At 41.2% G+C, this 16,554-nt stretch carries 12 protein-coding genes; 9 read left to right on the forward strand and 3 right to left on the reverse strand.

Annotation, left to right across the window (positions count from 1 at the left end; translation table 11 throughout):
• Window positions 1-33 precede the first annotated feature (33 nt).
• Window positions 34-1,689, forward strand: a complete 1,656-nt coding sequence (locus AC570I_RS14605) for an FMN-binding glutamate synthase family protein (RefSeq protein WP_497406010.1) — start codon at window positions 34-36, stop codon at window positions 1,687-1,689.
• A gap of 85 nt (window positions 1,690-1,774) precedes the next feature.
• Here AC570I_RS14605 and AC570I_RS14610 read toward each other — a convergent pair whose 3' ends face one another.
• Window positions 1,775-2,899, reverse strand: coding sequence for a CofH family radical SAM protein (locus AC570I_RS14610; protein WP_047799190.1), 1,125 nt, complete (start codon window positions 2,897-2,899; stop codon window positions 1,775-1,777).
• A 130-nt stretch (window positions 2,900-3,029) separates the two neighbouring features.
• Between AC570I_RS14610 and AC570I_RS14615 the strand changes: the two genes are divergently transcribed.
• Entirely contained in the window at window positions 3,030-4,274 is a 1,245-nt protein-coding gene (locus tag AC570I_RS14615; RefSeq protein ID WP_497406011.1) for a M16 family metallopeptidase, read from the forward strand.
• Entirely contained in the window at window positions 4,267-5,538 is a 1,272-nt protein-coding gene (locus AC570I_RS14620; RefSeq protein WP_497406012.1) for a M16 family metallopeptidase, read from the forward strand. Before AC570I_RS14615 ends, AC570I_RS14620 begins: the two co-directional genes overlap by 8 nt.
• A 56-nt stretch (window positions 5,539-5,594) precedes the next feature.
• Here AC570I_RS14620 and ppnP read toward each other — a convergent pair whose 3' ends face one another.
• Window positions 5,595-5,882 carry a pyrimidine/purine nucleoside phosphorylase gene (ppnP, locus tag AC570I_RS14625; protein ID WP_497406013.1) on the reverse strand — a complete coding sequence of 96 codons (288 nt, stop codon included), beginning with the start codon at window positions 5,880-5,882 and terminating at the stop codon, window positions 5,595-5,597.
• 348 nt (window positions 5,883-6,230) lie between these two features.
• Here ppnP and guaB point away from each other — a divergent pair, with 348 nt between their 5' ends.
• The 4 genes from guaB (at window position 6,231) to AC570I_RS14645 (ending at window position 11,938) form a co-directional block, all read left to right on the forward strand.
• The gene (guaB, locus tag AC570I_RS14630; protein ID WP_497406014.1) at window positions 6,231-7,700 is read left to right on the forward strand and encodes an IMP dehydrogenase; all 1,470 of its coding nucleotides are present in this window, start codon (window positions 6,231-6,233) and stop codon (window positions 7,698-7,700) included.
• Window positions 7,701-8,057: 357 nt separating this feature from the next.
• Window positions 8,058-10,637, forward strand: coding sequence for a TonB-dependent receptor (locus AC570I_RS14635; protein ID WP_047799183.1), 2,580 nt, complete (start codon window positions 8,058-8,060; stop codon window positions 10,635-10,637).
• A gap of 167 nt (window positions 10,638-10,804) precedes the next feature.
• Window positions 10,805-11,398, forward strand: a complete 594-nt coding sequence (locus tag AC570I_RS14640) for an LOG family protein (RefSeq protein WP_497406015.1) — start codon at window positions 10,805-10,807, stop codon at window positions 11,396-11,398.
• Between the two features lie 72 nt (window positions 11,399-11,470).
• Window positions 11,471-11,938 carry a MaoC family dehydratase gene (locus AC570I_RS14645; RefSeq protein ID WP_047799181.1) on the forward strand — a complete coding sequence of 156 codons (468 nt, stop codon included), beginning with the start codon at window positions 11,471-11,473 and terminating at the stop codon, window positions 11,936-11,938.
• A gap of 135 nt (window positions 11,939-12,073) precedes the next feature.
• Here AC570I_RS14645 and AC570I_RS14650 read toward each other — a convergent pair whose 3' ends face one another.
• Window positions 12,074-12,919, reverse strand: coding sequence for a CvfB family protein (locus AC570I_RS14650; protein WP_497406016.1), 846 nt, complete (start codon window positions 12,917-12,919; stop codon window positions 12,074-12,076).
• Window positions 12,920-13,063: 144 nt separating this feature from the next.
• Here AC570I_RS14650 and AC570I_RS14655 point away from each other — a divergent pair, with 144 nt between their 5' ends.
• Window positions 13,064-14,800: an ABC transporter ATP-binding protein gene (locus AC570I_RS14655; protein WP_497406017.1), complete on the forward strand. Its 1,737-nt coding sequence runs from the start codon at window positions 13,064-13,066 to the stop codon at window positions 14,798-14,800.
• The gene (locus tag AC570I_RS14660; RefSeq protein ID WP_497406018.1) at window positions 14,784-16,544 is read left to right on the forward strand and encodes an ABC transporter ATP-binding protein; all 1,761 of its coding nucleotides are present in this window, start codon (window positions 14,784-14,786) and stop codon (window positions 16,542-16,544) included. Before AC570I_RS14655 ends, AC570I_RS14660 begins: the two co-directional genes overlap by 17 nt.
• The last annotated feature ends 10 nt before the right edge of the window (window positions 16,545-16,554 follow it).

Genomic DNA, 16,554 nt, shown 5'->3' on the forward strand with positions numbered 1-16,554 from the left:
TTGTATTAACAAAACATACGCTAATCTGTCATTATGAGAAAAGCTTTCGTCGCGATTGCCGCATTTCTAATCGCCCTTACCATTATGCTGGGCTTGTACCATCCTTTCTTATGGTGGACATTCATCTTCACAGGTCCTTTCGTGATCCTTGGAATCTATGATTTATACCAGCCTAAGCATAGTATTGTGCGCAACTATCCGGTATTTGGCCGTTTGCGTTATTTCATGGAAGAACTGCGCCCGAAAGTATACCAGTATTTTGTAGAAAGCGATACAAACGGTACGCCTTATAACCGTTTGAACAGGTCGCTAATTTATCAGCGGGCAAAAACGGATAATGATACGATTCCTTTCGGAACGCAATTAAACGTTTATGAAAACAACTATGAGTGGTTGAGTCACAGCATCGCTGCGATTTCGCACCATGAGTTAAACTCCGATCCGAGGGTGATGGTTGGAGGACCAGATTGCAAGCAGCCTTATTCTGCCAGTATCTATAATATTTCGGCGATGAGTTTTGGTTCATTAAGTCAAAATGCTATTCTGGCCCTAAATGGTGGAGCTAAACTCGGCAATTTCGCCCATAATACAGGAGAGGGCGGTATCAGTGATTATCACCGTCAGCCAGCAGGCGACTTAATCTGGCAAATTGGTACAGGATATTTCGGTTGCAGGAATGATGATGGTACATTTAACTACGAAGCTTACTCGGAACGTGCACACTCAGATCAGGTAAAAATGATTGAGATTAAGCTTTCGCAGGGGGCAAAACCGGGCCACGGAGGTATGTTGCCAGCCAAAAAAGTTACGGCCGAAGTTGCCAGGATTCGTTTGGTACCGGAAGGAAAAGACGTATTATCTCCACCTGCACACTCTGCGTTTAACACGCCTATCGGACTTTTGGAATTTGTAAAGCGCCTGCGTGATTTATCCGGAGGAAAACCTGTTGGCTTTAAATTATGTATTGGCCGCAAAAGCGAGTTTTACGCGATTTGTAAAGCGATGATTGAAACCGGTATTTATCCTGATTTTATTACTGTAGATGGTGGAGAAGGCGGAACAGGTGCAGCGCCGCAGGAATTCTCAAACTCTGTGGGTATGCCTTTACGTGAGGGAGTTGTTTTTGTTTATGATGTTTTAAATGGCTTTGACCTTAAAAAACACATCAAAATTATTGCTTCAGGAAAAGTGGCTACGGGTTTTGACCTGGTAAAAAATATCGCATTAGGTGCAGATATGTGTAATGCAGCCAGAGGAATGATGTTTGCCCTGGGGTGTATTCAGGCCCTGGAATGCAACAGCAATACCTGCCCAACAGGAGTTGCCACGCAAGACCAGAGTTTAATGAAGGGACTTGTGGTAGAAGATAAAAAAGTAAGGGTTAAAAACTTCCACAATTTAACTGTTGCCAGTGCTGTAGAATTACTTGGTGCTGCAGGATTGCGCGAGCCCCATCAGTTAAGCAGGGCATATATCAATAGGAGAGTAAGTTCGAGTGTAATGCAAAGCTATCTGGAAACCTATCCTTATATTCCTGCAGGAAGTTTACTGCAAACGCCTTATCCGACTCGTTTCGAATTAGGTATGGCCTTAAGTAGCTCAAAAAGCTTTGCGCCAACGGATTACAAGGTTTCTGCTGTTGATTATTCACACGCAAACCCTTATGGGGATACGATGAGTGAGAATTGAGATTTCAGACACTAGAGTTGAGCTGTTAAAAAATCATAAGGCCCCTGAATTGCTAAATTCAGGGGCCTTGTTGTATGTAGATATCTTAGTAAGTAATAACCTGTTCTTCCAGATGTTCCGGTAAATCGCGGTAATTGTATTTCTGTCCGCGTAACTGTGGTTGGAAGCCGGCGGCCTTTATGGACTGCTGGATACCGTTTGCTGTGAAGCGGTGTGGGGCTCCGGCTGCAGATACCACGTTCTCTTCAATCATAATGGAACCGAAATCGTTGGCACCGGCATGTAAGCATAGTTGCGCGGTCGTTTTACCAACAGTTAGCCAGCTTGCCTGTATGTTTTTAATGTTTGGAAGCATGATTCTGCTCAGCGCAATCATACGGATATATTCATCGGCTGTAACCGTGTTGCTGATGCCACGTAATCTCTTCAATAACGTGCCATCATCCTGGAAAGGCCAGGGTATAAAGGCAAGGAAGCCATTAGCATCAGCAGGCTTTTCACTTTGCACCTGACGGATCCAAACTAAATGTTCGAAGCGTTCTTCAATGGTTTCGACATGGCCAAACATCATGGTAGCAGACGTAGTGATGTCTAACTGATGACAGGCCCGCATCACATCGAGCCATTCCTGACCACCACATTTTCCTTTAGAAATTAACCTCCTTACACGGTCGTTTAAGATTTCCGCACCCGCGCCTGGTAAAGAATCCATGCCAGCTTCTTTTAAAACTTTTAGCACTTCGGTATGGCTGATGCCTTCCAGTTTAGCCACGTGTGCAATTTCCGGGGGGCCTAAAGCATGCAGTTTTAAATCGGGATAAAGTTCTTTCAGTTTTTTAAACAGGTCGGCATAAAATGCCAGGCCTAAATCAGGGTGATGACCACCCTGCAATAATAACTGATCACCTCCTAAACGGAAGGTTTCTTCAATTTTCACTTTATAGGTTTCGATGTCAGTGATATAGCTCTCATCGTGACCCGGGCGGCGAAAGAAATTACAGAATTTACAGTTTGCAATGCAAACATTGGTCGTGTTTACATTCCGGTCGATTTGCCAGGTTACTTTACCGCCTGGAACCTGTATTTTTCTAAGTTCGTTAGCTACGAACATCAGAGAGGCTGTGTCGGCATGGTGGTATAAATGTACACCTTCTTCAAGGCTCAGGAATTCAAAATGTAGTGCCCGCTGTAGTAAATCGGCTGTATTCATGGTACAAAGATAGTTAAAAGGGCTTGAAGGCGGAAGGTGTATGGTTGGCGGTTTGTAAAAAAAACGGTTAGCCACATTTAGCTGTTTCGTTTTGCCTTAAAATAATATCTTTACGGTTCTAAAAAATAATATGGTAGATTTTAATCGTTTTACACTCGCCAATGGATTAAAGGTTTTAGTGCATGAAGATGCCACTACGCCCATGGCAGTTTTAAATATTTTATATGATGTTGGTGCGAGGGATGAGGATCCGGAAAAAACCGGATTTGCACATTTATTTGAGCACCTGATGTTTGGTGGTTCGGTGAACATTCCAAATTACGACGAACCTTTGCAAAGAGTAGGTGGTGAGAACAATGCTTTTACCAGCAATGATATCACCAATTATTACATCACCCTTCCTGCGGAGAACATCGAAACGGCATTCTGGCTGGAGAGCGACAGGATGTTAAGTCTGGCCTTCTCGGAGAAAAGTTTAGAAACGCAACGGAATGTAGTTTCCGAAGAATTTAAACAGCGTTACCTCAACCAGCCTTATGGAGATGTTTGGTTGAAATTAAGACCATTGGCCTATAAAAAACATGCTTATCGCTGGGCTACTATCGGGAAGGAGCTATCCCATATTGAAAATGCAACAATGGAAGATGTAAAAGCATTCTTTAAAAAGCACTACACCCCACAGAATGCGATTCTGGTTGTAGGGGGAAATGTGAAAACTGAAGATGTTAAAAAGCTAGCTGAGAAATGGTTCGAGCCTATCCCGGCAGGCAACCAGTATGTGCGCAACCTGATTCAGGAAGATGTGCAGACTGAAGCCAGAACAGAAACGGTGAGGGCAAATGTTCCGCTGAATGCCATTTACATAGCTTTTAAAATGCCGGAGCGTTTGAGCAAGGATTACTACGCTTTCGACCTCCTGTCGGATATTTTATCACGCGGACAATCGTCACGTTTGTACACGAGTTTATTAAAAGAGCAACAACTGTTCAGTGATATCAATGCGTATATTTCGAGTAGCCTGGATGCCGGACTGTTTATTGTGGAAGGCAAACTGGTAGAAGGTGTAGCTGTTGAGGCGGCAGAAAAGGCAATCTGGGCCGAACTTGATAAACTAAAATCAGAATTGGTATCGGATAATGAACTTACTAAAGTTAAAAATAAGGTAGAATCAGTTCTGGTGTTTTCTGAAATGGGTTTGCTTGATAAAGCTATGAACCTTGCTTATTACGAACTGCTTGGTGATGCCAGCTTGTTAAACCAGGAAACAGAGGCTTTTCTGCAAGTTACCGCAGAAGACATCAAAAGAATTTCTAAGGATACTTTTGATCAAAATTCATCATCAACCTTGTACTATTTAACAGAAGAGCATGCTTAACCGACAACAAGCGCCTGACTTTAAACAGGTTTCAACTATAAATTTCATTCATCCGGAGAAACAACAGCTGGATAATGGCGTCCCTGTTTTCACAGTATATTCCGGAGAGCAGGATTTAGTCAGGATTGAATTCATTTTTAACAATGTAAACTGGAGTATTGATAAGCCACTGCAGGCCATCGCGGTTAGTGCCATGCTTAATAACGGTACCAAGAAGTTAAGTTCCAAAGAAATAGCTGAAAAGATTGACTTCTACGGTGCCTTTTTCCAGACGGAATATGTTCAGGATCAATCGAGCGTAACGTTATATACCCTGAACAAGCATCTGGCATCGGTCCTGCCGATTGTGAAGGAGGTGATTTCTGAAAGCGAATTTCCTCAGCATGAGCTGGATATTTACATTCAGAACCAGAAGCAAAAGCTTCAGGTAAACCTGAAAAAGAATGATGTTTTATCGCGTAAGGAGTTTGCCCATGCTTTATTTGGCGATACGGCTTATGGTGTTGATATTCAGGCCAGGCATTATGATGCACTTCAGCGCGATGATCTGGTTGAATATTTTAAAGCGGCTTACGCACCGAACAATTGTACGATTATTGTATCAGGAAAGTTTGAGCCTGAAAGTTTTGAACTGTTAAATGCAGCGTTTGGAAGTAACTGGGCACCGAGCACTGCGGTAAAAAACAGTTTTAGTTTTACCAGTTCTGAAAAGCAGTTTGTTTACAGAGAACGTCCGGAAGCTTTACAATCGGCAATCAGGATGGGGAAAATCGCGATAAACCGGAAGCATGAAGATTTTCCGGGTTTGCAAATTGTCAATACCGTTCTCGGCGGGTATTTCGGATCGAGGCTTATGAATAACATTCGTGAAGATAAGGGCTACACTTATGGCATTGGCTCTGGAATTTCATCTTTGAGCGATGCAGGATACCTTTTTATTGCTACTGAAGTAGGGGCAGATGTTTGTGCAGATGCGCTGAAAGAGATTTACAAAGAAGTAGATTTATTGAAAAACGAGCCGGTGGGAGCGGAAGAGCTTAATCTGGTGAAAAACTACATGCTTGGCTCCATGCTGGGCAGCCTGGAAAATGTATTTTCACATGCGGATAAGTTTAAAAATATCTATTTCGCAGGCTTGAATTACGACTACTACAACAGGTACATTCAAATTGTAAAAAACATTACTGCCGAAGAAATCAAAGCACTGGCCAATAAATACCTTACAACCGAAGATTTTGTCGAAGTTGTAACCGGAAAAAAATAGATTTGCTTATCAGCTAGTTTGCCGGTATATCAGGCAAACTAGCTGAAAAACAGTAGTTATCTATATTGGCATAAATATGCCGTTGGCGTAGTTGCTTTTACTTTGAAGGATGAATTTGCAGGAACTTCGAAACGAGTTCCTGCATTGAAAGTTTTCCAATCGTTGCTTTCCGGAAGAAGTGCTGTCAACTCACCTTCAATGACGTGCATCATTTTCTTTTGTGCAGTTCCAAATTCATATTCGCCCGGGTTAATTACGCCTACTGTAGATCTGCCTTCCGCAGATTCATATCCCAATGATTTCACGTTACCCTCGAAATATTGATTTTCTTTAATATTGCTCATATTCTTTATAGTGCTTTAGCTAATACTGCTTTTTGTTTATCGTTGCTGCGGTTTGCGCAAAGCTACTGTAACTGATTCCGGCGCATAGCAGTAGAATCAGAACTTTGAGAGCGGTTTTCTGCATTTTAATTAGTTTGAATGGTTAGTACAATTATAAAAAACATAATTAAGGATTTATAGCGTTTTAACATTTTATTCAGTTAGATTCCGGTTTCGTAGTAAATCCATAAGGAATAATTCAGAATTGTCAGCCGACGCTAATATTTATCCATATTTACTGCCACACTTTGATTTTCCTGGTTTTTTCGTATCTTTGCCTGGCAAATAATAAATCGTAATTTATTTGCTATGCAACTCGACTCCACAAAATTTATTGCTACAGGTTTAACATATGACGACGTACTTCTGGTACCGGCATATTCTGAAATTCTGCCCCGCGACGTAAATACATCCACTTTTTTAACAAAAAAAATCAAGTTAAATGTTCCATTGATTTCTGCAGCTATGGATACGGTAACTGAAGCTGAACTGGCTATCGCTATTGCACAAAATGGCGGAATTGGTATGTTACACAAAAACATGACGATTGACAGACAGGCGGATGAAGTTAGAAAAGTAAAACGCTCAGAAAGTGGAATGATTCAGGATCCGGTTACTTTACTTGAATCTGCCGTAGTTGCCGATGCTTTCAAAATTATGAAAGAACATAAAATTGGTGGTATTCCGGTGGTAAGCAGCGACAATAAGCTGGTGGGGATTATTACCAACCGTGATTTACGTTTTCAAAAAAATATGTCGAGACCAATTGCAGAGGTAATGACAAAAGAGAACCTGATCACTGCCCCAGAAGGAACGAATCTTGTGCAGGCTGAGGAGATTCTTCAGAATTACAAAATCGAGAAACTTCCGGTAGTGAGTAAAGATGGCTATTTAAGCGGCTTAATTACCTTCAAAGATATTTCAAAAGTTAAAAATTACCCCGTTGCCTGCAAAGATGAACGTGGCCGCCTTCGTGTAGGCGCTGCGGTTGGTGTAACTGCTGATACCTTACAGCGTGTAGACGCTCTGGTAGCTGCAGGTGTAGATGTCATTACGATCGATACCGCTCACGGTCATTCGAAAGGGGTAGTAGATAAATTAAAAGAAGTTAAAGCAAAATATCCAGACCTGCAGGTTATTGTTGGAAACATTGCAACCGGCGCTGCTGCCAGATTTTTAGCAGAAGCGGGTGCTGATGCCGTTAAGGTAGGTATCGGACCGGGTTCAATTTGTACCACCAGAATTATTGCAGGTGTTGGGGTTCCACAATTGTATGCTGTTTACGAATGTGCTAAAGCATTAAAAGGTACTGGTGTTCCGGTTATTGCCGATGGTGGTATCAAGCATACGGGTGATATTGCAAAGGCTATTGCCTCCGGAGCAAGTACGGTTATGGCCGGCTCGTTATTCGCAGGGGTTGAGGAATCACCAGGTGAAACGATCATCTACGAGGGACGTAAATTTAAGTCGTATCGCGGAATGGGATCAATCGAAGCCATGGAGCAAGGTTCTAAAGACCGGTATTTCCAGGATGTGGAAGACGATATTAAAAAATTGGTACCGGAAGGAATTGTTGGACGCGTGCCTTTCAAAGGAACGCTGGCAGAAGTAATGTATCAATATATCGGTGGTTTACGTGCCAGTATGGGCTACTGTGGTGCTGCAAGTATCGACGCTTTACAAGAAGCTCAGTTTGTTCAGATTACGGCTGCAGGGATGCGTGAAAGTCATCCACACGATATTACCATCACTAAAGAGGCTCCAAACTATACGAGGTAGTTTAAAGCATAAAAAGTGTTTTATCGTCCTTTAACGGGATAATCATAGTTATAAAGAACGGAGCATCATGATGATGTCTCCGTTTTTTTTGATCACCATTTACCCGCCAGTGTCCGCTATCCCTGGCTTCCATTAGCATCTTACCATGCCTGTTGATTAAATATTTGCAAAATAAAATTTGGCAATTGTGTTTTTTTAATATATTTGTCGACTAAATCCATAGAGTTTATCTAAACCAATATGAACCAATACATTTACTTTCCCGCAAATCGTTGTTGTTGCTGCTCAGGCGTGCTTAACATCCGTTTACGAACGGGCCAATAATTAAATATCTAAACCGAACATATTTTAACAATCATGAATAAAAACATACTAACGCTTCTAATCTTTTTACTGTCGGCAGGGATTGCTGCGGCACAAACGCCCATTAAGGGAATCATTAAAGCTGCCAATGGCATTACCATCCCGAATGCAACAGTGAAAATCAGGGGTACAAATATTACTACAAGTGCAGATGCTAATGGTGCTTTTACCATTGATGCAAAACAGCAGCCACCATTTTATATCCAGATTAGCTCTGTTGGTTATAAAGCTCAGGATTTTCAGGTTTTGAAGTTTCAGGAAACACCAATTGAACTGGTTCTTCTGGAAGATACGCAACTCGATGAAATTGTGGTAACCTCCCGCAGACGTTCGGAGGTGTTGCAGGATGTGCCTATCCCCATTACGGTAATAGGGGGGCAGGCTGCTGAGAATTCAGGAGCCTTTAACGTTAACCGTTTGAAGGAGCTGGTTCCATCGGTACAACTATATGCTTCCAATGCCAGAAACACTACCCTGAACATCAGGGGCCTTGGTTCTACCTTTGGATTAACCAATGATGGTATTGATCCGGGAGTTGGATTTTATGTAGATGGTGTATACCATGCCCGTCCGGCAGCAACTTCAACCGATTTTCTTGATATTGAGCAAATTGAAGTACTGCGTGGCCCTCAGGGTACGCTGTTTGGAAAAAATACAACAGCTGGTGCATTTAATATCACTACAACGAAGCCTACGCAAACACCTACTGCAAAAGTTGAGGTAAGTGTAGGTAATTACAATTTTATTCAGGCCAAAACCTCGGTATCAGGTGGTGTTGCAAAAAATCTTGCAGCGAAAATTTCCATTTCAGGAACCCAACGTGATGGTACGATCTGGAACACGAGGGAAGAAAGACTATACAGCGGTCAGAACAACCTGGGCTTTAAAGGTCAGCTGTACTACACCCCATCAGATAAGCTTAAAATTTTATTAAGCGGTGATGTAAGTGTTCAGCATCCTGCAGGTTATCCACTTGTAATTGCCGGGGTGACTACAACAGAGAGAAGTGCTTACCGTCAGTATGCAAGAATAGTTTCTGATCTTGGATATCAGCAGCCAAAAGTAGATCCTGCGGCGAGGGAAATTAATACTAACACTGCATGGAGGCATAACCAGTCCATTGGGGGAATTTCATTGAACGTAGATTATAAAATTGGTAACGGAACATTAACCTCAACAACAGCGTGGAGATTCTGGAACTGGGATCCGACAAATGACCGTGACTTTTCTGAATTGGCAGCATTGACCAAATCGCAAGGTAACTCCCGCCACGACCAATATTCACAGGAAATCAGGTATGCCGGTAACATTACTGAAAAGCTAAGCGGAGTAATCGGAGTATATGCCCTCAGCCAGAACCTGAAAGGTTTGGACCAAACTGAAGAGGTAGGTAAAGACCAGTGGAGATTTGTCCAAACCAGTAATACCGGTTCGCAAGCACTTTACTCTACTCCAGGATTGTTAGACGGATTTGGCATAAAAACCAATTCAGTGATTAAATCTTTAAGTACGGCTATTTTTGGTCAGGTTGATTGGGAAGTACTGGAGCACTTACACGTGCTTCCCGGATTGAGGTTTACCTATGATAAAAAAGATGTTGACTACAATCGTGTAACTTATGGCGGTTTGCAAACAACTGATGCCGCATTACTGGCTCTAAAAGCAGCAGTATATAGCAACCAGCAATTTGTAACCAGTACCGACAATAAAAATCTTTCAGGAAACTTTACCGTATCCTATCGTCCGACACACAGTTTAAATGTTTTCGGAACATTTTCTACAGCATACAAACCGGTTGGTGTAAACGTTGGTGGTTTACCAACTACTTCAAACGGCCAGGCAGATTTATCAGTGGCAGTAGTGAAACCAGAGTATGTGGAACATTATGAACTGGGAGCTAAAACCAAACCGTTTAAAGGTGCTATATTAAATATCACCGCATTTAATACCGATATTAAAGACTATCAAACCAACGTACAATCGCCACAGTTAGGCGTAAACAGAGGTTATCTGGCTAATGCAGAAAAAGTAAATGTTAAAGGTTTGGAGATTGACGGAACTTATCAGCTGGAAAGATTTTTAACATTAAATGCAGCTGTTGCTTATCTTGACGGTAAATATGTAAAGTTTACCAATGCACCACTTCCGCTGGAAGAAACCGGGCACACCGAAACTGTGAATGGCGTGGCTACACAGGTGGCATTTAAAGATGCTTCAGGCGGCCGTTTGCCAGGGATTTCGAAATGGAATATTTCAGGAGGAACAGAGTTAAGTACTCCAGGAAACCTGGCAACTAAACCAGGTCGTTATTTTATTGCCGGTGATTTCAGTTACCGTTCAGAATACTCTTCGAACCCAACGCCATCAAGTGTTTTAAATGTTCAGGGTTACGCTTTATTTAACAGCAGGTTGGGGTTCAAATCTGATAAATTCTCTGTATTTGTCTGGAGCCGGAACATTGGCAACAGAACCTACTATGAGCAGTTACAGGCAGCTGCAGGTAACTCAGGCTTATACGCAGGCGTTCTTGGCGATCCAAGAACTTATGGCGCTACTTTCCGATACAATTTCTAATAAAGGCCGGGATCTTTTTTCTCTTATATTTGGTTTAAAGGCGTCGGTTTATCCGGCGCTTTTTTGTTGACAGGACATTTACACCGTGTTAATTTTTGCGGTGTATTGTTCAGAATTAAAATTTATAGTAATGCGATAAAGTATTAACTTCGGTAAATTTTTATTGAATGAATAAGCTTAAAGCAGTTTGTGTTTACTGTGGTTCTAATTTTAATGGTGACGAGCAATTGCGTTCAGCCATTAAGCAACTTGCAGAGACACTTGTGAAACAAGACATCAGTTTGGTTTACGGCGGTGGGAGTGTTGGAGTAATGGGGATTTTGGCTAACGACGTGTTAGCATCCGGGGGTACCGTAACGGGGGTGATTCCTCAGTTTTTAATGGATAAGGAAGTTGGACATAAAGGTGTTACGGAAATGATCGTAACTGAAAATATGCATCAGCGAAAGCAAAAAATGGCCGATTTGAGCGATGGATTTGTGATTTTGCCAGGTGGGTTCGGGACATTAGAAGAGTTTTTTGAAGTGTTAACGTGGTTGCAGCTCGGACTACATAATAAGCCCATTGGTGTTTTAAATGTAAATGGTTTTTACGATCCTTTATTTGCGCAGATGGAAATGATGGTCCAAAGTAAATTTCTAAAACCGGCTAACCGCGACCTCGTATTTAATGAAGAAGATGCTGTTGAGTTAATCAACAAAATGGATAGCTTTTCGGCAGTGCCGGATGAGGTATGGTTCAGGGACCGGAATCTAACCTAAAAAACCTTCAATTAGTAACAAATAATTTTCAAACCACCATGCATCATGTGCAGGTGATAAAATATAACCACAATGCAAATCATTACATCGCACGCAGAATTTGAACAACACCTGGGCAAGGAGCTCGGAATCTCTTCATGGCATACCATAAGCCAGGAGCAGATCAATAAATTTGCAGATGCCACTTTAGATCATCAATGGATTCATTGTGACGAGGAAAAAGCCAAAAATGAAGGACCTTTTGGTGGAACAATCGCACACGGTTACCTTACCCTTTCTTTAATTCCTTATTTATGGAAAGAAATTGTTGATATTCAAAACCTTAAAATGGAAATCAATTATGGTATCGAAAACTTAAGATTTGCACAGCCCGTTCTGGTAAACAGTAAAATCAGGTTAAAAGCGAAGCTTGCTTCAATCGTGAACTTACGTGGTGTAACCAAGGTACATATGGGTATCGAAATGGAAATAGAGGGTCAGAAGAAACCTGCTTTTACCGGAGAAGTGGTATTTTTATATCACTTTATTACTATTTCCTAAAATCAGGTACTGAGTATAAAGTATCAAGTAAGCGATATGCAATGTATTTGTTGCCTGATACTTGATACTTTATAATATACTCTACGTCATCCGGTCTCGGTATTTGCTAATCAACCCGGTTAACGCTACTTTAAACTAATCTGCTTCCTCATCTGTGATTAACCTGATAGAGTCATCAGACAACATGATCAGTCGCTCTTTATAAAGTGAACCAATGGTTTTCTTAAAAGCACTTTTACTGATCTGGAAACGGTGGTAAATTTCTTCGGGTGTACTTTTATCTCCCAGTTCAATAACACCTCCGCTTTTCTTGAGGGCAGCCAAAATCATTTCTTTAGAATCAAGGATATGTCCGTAGCCGCTTGGCTGCAAGGTCAAATCTATTTTGCCCTCTACACGGATCTTTTTGATCCATCCTTTACGTTGTTCACCGATTTGAATATTGTCAAAAACTTCGTTATGGTAAACCAATCCGATATAGGTATTGTTGATGATGGCATTGAAACCTAAGTCTGTTTCTTCCGTAATTAATAAACTCACCTCATCACCTTCTTCAAAATCGAAGTCTTCTTCTTCAACAAAATCATATAGTTTCGAGGATGCGAGTAAGCGGTCGTTATTTTCATCCAGGTATACATAAACAACATATTTATAGCCTTTTTGCATCGGCCTTTTCTGTTCTCTGCTCGGTACGTAAACATCTTTATCAATCCCCAGATCCATAAAGACACCATCCTCACCATCAGAAACTACTTTTAAAAAAGCAAAATCGCCCACTTCAGCATAAGCTTTCTGAGTAGTGCCGGTTAAACGGCCATCTTTCTGGATGTAAACGAAAACGCTGACATTGTCGCCTATTTCCAGTCCGGCGGGTACGTACTGGTAAGGTAAGATGACCAGTTTATCACCATCTGTTAAATTTAAACCAGCCTCAGTTTTACTTAAAACTCTTAATTCATTGTATTTTCCTATTTCTATCATATTATGGGTTAACCATTTTCTTCAATGGTTTTAATGCAAAGTTAGCAATGTTTAGCTGGAATAGCATTTTTATAAAATAAACTAAACCACAAACTATTCAGATAAATGGGTTAAATTTGATTTTTACAAAGTATATTCTACAACATGGCAAAACCCAAAGAAGCTAAGAAACCCGGTGTTTTTAGTTTGCTTGCAGCGTATAAAGGCTTAATTTTTCTATTGATTTTATTTGCCCTGTTAAGCAACGGTATCAATTTATTACTTCCTAAAATTATTGCCCGTGGAATTGACTCCTATACAAACAAAACCTTCAATGTAGATGAAATCCTTTACCAGTTTGTTGCGGCCATAGTGCTGGTTTTCATTTTTACCTATCTGCAAAGCATCGTTCAAACCTACGCTTCGGAGAAAGTAGCAAAAGATCTGCGTAGCAAACTATCCGATCAGATTTCAAAACAAAGCCATGCCTATATTACTAAAGCGAATCCGGCAAAGCTACTGACCAATCTCACGTCAGATGCCGATTCAATTAAAATGTTTGTATCGCAGGCTATTGTTTCTCTGGCATCGTCCCTTTTCCTGATTGTTGGCGCCAGTATATTATTGCTTATGACAAACTGGAAACTGGCCTTGTGTGTGATTGCTATAGTGCCGGTTATTGGTGGAGCATTTTACTATGTTTTGAAAAAGGTTAGGGTATTGTTTATTAAAAGCAGGGAGGTAATTGATTGGTTAAACAAAGTAATCAGCGAGAGTATCCTTGGATCGGCTTTAATCCGGGTAATTAATTCACAACAACTGGAATACAACAAGTTTCTCGATGCCAATGGGAAAGCCCGTGATCTGGGGCTTTCTATTCTTCGTCTGTTTGCCAGTTTGATTCCAATCATTGTATTTGTAGCTAACTTATCAGGCTTAACCATCCTGGTGCTCGGCGGCCATTTCGTAATTACCGATAAGATGACCCTGGGAGAGTTTGCAGCCTTTAACAGTTACCTGTCGCTGATTATTTTCCCAATTCTGGTGATTGGTTTTATGAGCAATGTTATTGCGCAGGCAACCGCATCTTACCAGAGAATTGAAGGGGTGTTAAATGCCCCACCGGTAGCACACCCGGGAATGTTAACTAATGAATTGACGGGTGAAATCAATATTGAAGATGTTTCTTTATCTCTTGGACAAAAACCAATACTCAAGAATATATCTTTAAGTGCCAAGAGTGGCTCAAGAACTGCAATCATCGGCCCCACGGCTGCAGGGAAAACACAACTGCTTTACATCCTTACAGGCTTAACAAGTCCTGACTCAGGTGTTATACTTTTTGATGGGAAAGAAATTAATATGTACAATCAGGAAAAGTTCCATAAGCAGGTTGGATTTGTTTTTCAGGACAGCATTATATTTAATATGAGTATCCGGGAAAATATTGCTTTTAGTGATACGGTAACAGATGAATCGTTAGCGAAAGCCATTCAAACTGCAGAACTGAAAGACTTTGTCGATGCTTTGCCCGGGAAATTGAGTACCATTATTTCTGAAAGAGGAAACAGTCTTTCAGGGGGGCAGAAGCAACGGATTATGCTGGCAAGAGCTTTAGCCATCAATCCTAAAATCTTAATACTGGACGATTTTACTGCCCGCGTTGATACCAATACGGAAAAACGAATCCTGGAAAATATCCAGAAGAATTATCCTGATCTTACCTTGTTATCGGTAACTCAAAAAATAGCTTCAGTTGAACATTACGAAAATGTAATCCTGCTGATGCAGGGTGAGGTCATTGCTTTAGGAACCCATCAGCAGTTGCTTAAAAGCAGTCCGGAATACGTCCAGATTTACAATTCACAACAGAGTACCAGCAATTATGAACTACAATCTTAATCAGCTTAATCCCGGGCAAAACAAGCAATCTACTTATCAGGCGCTAAAAAGATTGCTGAAGCTGATTGAGGCTGAGCGCAAAAAGCTTTGGCTGGCGCTGGTTTTTATTCTCGCAAACTCAAGCTTGCTTTTGGTAGGTCCACTGTTGGTTGGTCATACCATAGATACCTATATACGTACTAAACAGTTCCATGGCGTGCTTGTATTTGGCGGAATCCTGCTGGTGATTTATTTGTGTGCCATGGTTACAGGCTATATACAAACCAAACTCATGGGTGGAATAGGGCAGCGGATGCTGTACACTTTACGCAATGCAATTTTCAATAAACTACAGAAACTACCGGTTTCCTTTTTTAACCAGAATAAGGCTGGCGACTTAATTTCGAGGGTTAATAATGATACGGATAAGCTTAACCAGTTTTTTTCTCAATCGTTAATGCAGTTTATTGGCAGTATTGTAACGATGCTTGGGGCGGGGATTTTTCTATTGTCCATTAATACCGAACTTGGTGTAGCAGCACTTTCGCCTGCAGCACTAATCATTGTGTTTACAGTTGCCTTATCACCCTGGGTTAAAAAGAAAAATGCAAAAAACCTGAAAAGTGTAGGTGGTTTAAGTGCTGAAATTCAGGAGAGCCTGAATAATTTTAAAGTGATTATCGCCTTCAACCGACGCGACTATTTCCGGAAACGTTTCGATGAAGCCAATCAGGAGAATTATAAAACTGCTATAGGTGCTGGTTTGGCCAATAATATTTTTGTTCCCGTATATGGACTCCTATCAAGTGCAGCACAATTGATCGTGCTCTTGTTTGGGATTTACCTCATCGCCCATGGCCATTTTTCTATAGGGTTGCTGGTGAGTTACATTTCTTATTGTACCAATTTTTATAACCCATTGCGTCAGCTTGCCGCTCTGTGGACCAGTTTTCAGGTAGCTATGGCGGGCTGGGACAGGATTTCACAAATTCTATTACTGGAGACGAATTTGAAGCAGATCGATGAAATGCCACAGGTTGGTTCGGATGCGTTGCTGGAATTTAAGGATGTTCATTTTTCTTATGATGATTCAAAAGAGATATTGCATCACGTTAACCTCAGGTTTGACAAAGGGAAAACCTATGCACTTATCGGGCCAACAGGAGGGGGTAAAACAACTACAGCATCTTTAATTGCCCGTTTATATGATGCAACGAAGGGTACCGTACTTTTAAATGGGAAAGACATCAGGACATTCAGTGCCGAAGCACGGACACAGAAAATTGGTTTTATTTTACAGGAGCCCTTTCTGTTTACCGGAACGGTTAAAGAAAATATTCTCCATGGTAACAGCCAGTATAAAGATGTAAGTGACGTTGAGCTGGAAAAGATTATTCAGGATGCCAGTTTAGGTGCGCTTCTGGCAATTTTCGATGAAGGATTAAACACTAATATCGTTTCCGGATCGGATGGCATCAGTTTGGGACAGAAACAGCTGATCGCTTTTATGCGGGCTGTGCTTAGAAGTCCTGAATTACTGATTCTGGATGAGGCAACCGCGAATATCGATACCATTACCGAGAAGTTGCTGGGCGATATCCTGAATAAACTTTCAAAGGAAACCACCCTGGTGATTATTGCCCACCGCTTAAATACCATTGAAAATGCCGACGAGATTTACTTTGTAAACGAAGGTGAGGTGCAAAAGGCCGGAACACTGGATCATGCACTCGATATGTTACTTAAGGGTAAGCGTGTAAGTTAAAACATCTACT

Source organism: Pedobacter sp. A2324, from assembly GCF_059693705.1.

Excerpts from the sequence above, each read along its gene's own strand:
- AC570I_RS14605 (WP_497406010.1), top strand. The coding sequence starts at position 34 with ATGAGAAAAGCTTTCGTCGCGATTGCCGCATTTCTAATCGCCCTTACC.
- AC570I_RS14610 (WP_047799190.1), bottom strand. The coding sequence starts at position 2,899 with ATGAATACAGCCGATTTACTACAGCGGGCACTACATTTTGAATTCCTG.
- AC570I_RS14615 (WP_497406011.1), top strand. The coding sequence starts at position 3,030 with ATGGTAGATTTTAATCGTTTTACACTCGCCAATGGATTAAAGGTTTTA.
- AC570I_RS14620 (WP_497406012.1), top strand. The coding sequence starts at position 4,267 with ATGCTTAACCGACAACAAGCGCCTGACTTTAAACAGGTTTCAACTATA.
- ppnP (WP_497406013.1), bottom strand. The coding sequence starts at position 5,882 with ATGAGCAATATTAAAGAAAATCAATATTTCGAGGGTAACGTGAAATCA.
- guaB (WP_497406014.1), top strand. The coding sequence starts at position 6,231 with ATGCAACTCGACTCCACAAAATTTATTGCTACAGGTTTAACATATGAC.
- AC570I_RS14635 (WP_047799183.1), top strand. The coding sequence starts at position 8,058 with ATGAATAAAAACATACTAACGCTTCTAATCTTTTTACTGTCGGCAGGG.
- AC570I_RS14640 (WP_497406015.1), top strand. The coding sequence starts at position 10,805 with ATGAATAAGCTTAAAGCAGTTTGTGTTTACTGTGGTTCTAATTTTAAT.
- AC570I_RS14645 (WP_047799181.1), top strand. The coding sequence starts at position 11,471 with ATGCAAATCATTACATCGCACGCAGAATTTGAACAACACCTGGGCAAG.
- AC570I_RS14650 (WP_497406016.1), bottom strand. The coding sequence starts at position 12,919 with ATGATAGAAATAGGAAAATACAATGAATTAAGAGTTTTAAGTAAAACT.
- AC570I_RS14655 (WP_497406017.1), top strand. The coding sequence starts at position 13,064 with ATGGCAAAACCCAAAGAAGCTAAGAAACCCGGTGTTTTTAGTTTGCTT.
- AC570I_RS14660 (WP_497406018.1), top strand. The coding sequence starts at position 14,784 with ATGAACTACAATCTTAATCAGCTTAATCCCGGGCAAAACAAGCAATCT.